The organism is Nocardia wallacei, assembly GCF_029868745.1.
GTDB classification, from domain to species: Bacteria; Actinomycetota; Actinomycetes; order Mycobacteriales; family Mycobacteriaceae; genus Nocardia; species Nocardia wallacei_B.
This window is the reverse complement of the sequence record NZ_JARWOP010000079.1, coordinates 1-1,006: the sequence shown is the minus strand read 5'-3', so window position 1 is coordinate 1,006 and position 1,006 is coordinate 1. Positions and strand designations below refer to the sequence as shown.

Below are 1,006 nucleotides of genomic sequence, written 5' to 3'. Positions count from 1 at the left end.
CGCTGTGCGCAGCGACGCCGCTGCCGCCCGGCGGTGAGCCGGGCCGATACGGCTAAAACCGTTGCGGCAGCGTATAAACGTGCACCGGTGGCCCCCTGCTGTTCGGCCGAGTCGTTGTCGGCCGACTGGGCCGAACCCCGTTCCATGGTCGTGCGCCCGGCGATAGCGGGCATAGAGGCGGAAGTCCCTTCCACCTGCTTGGTCAGCACCCGTCGAATCCAGTACGCCGCAAATCCTTCCGGCGGAACCTCGGCGGGGGTGAGCGCCCACAGCTCGTGGTCGCGGCGCGCGCCACCGGCGTCGAAATACCGGGCCAGCAGTGCTTCACGCACGAAACCGAGTTCGGCCGCACCGTGCGCGGCGGCCACGTTCCCGGGGGAGATGGGCGCCACGATCCGCTGCAATCCGAGCGCGCCGAAGCCGTGGTCGAGGACCAGCCCGGCGGCCACGCCCGCGAATCCGTGCCGCGCGACGCGGGAATCGATCCAGATGCTCATCTCCGCCGTGCCGCGCCGGGCATCGATCGAACACAGCTCGCACTGCCCAGCGAAACGCCCGTCGATCTCGATGACGCCGGACATCCGCCGCCCGGTCCGGGCTTCGGTGCGGCCGAGGAGATACTCACGCACCCAGTGCTTTTCGGTGTGCCGCTCCGCCCAGTCGAGTCGGGAGCTGTACCAGAACGGTTCGATCAGCGCGCGGTCGCGGATGCGGATTCGCCGCCAGTCCCGGTGATCGCCGAGCCGCGGCGCGCGGATGACGACGGTGTGTCCGTGCAGTCGCGCGGGACCCAGCGTCGCGGTCGCGGGGTTCATGACCGTGGCCGCGGGGGGGCCCCCGCCGCGGGGCGCCCCGCGCCCGCGGGGGCGCCCGGGGGGCGCCCGGGAGCCCCCGCGGCGGGGGGGGCGGGCGTCGCCCCCCCACACCCCCCGGGCGGCGCCGCCCACCCCCCCCCCCCCCCCGGCCCGCTCGGAAAGCCAAGCGCCGCCGGGTAATACGGCCGCAC

At 74.1% G+C, this 1,006-nt stretch carries 1 protein-coding gene; it reads right to left on the bottom strand.

Features of this window, described 5'->3' with window-relative positions; genetic code table 11:
- Window positions 1-815 (bottom strand): GNAT family N-acetyltransferase (locus tag QH470_RS05505; protein ID WP_280271164.1); only part of this gene is annotated, 815 nt, incomplete at its 3' end.
- Window positions 816-1,006 lie beyond the last annotated feature (191 nt).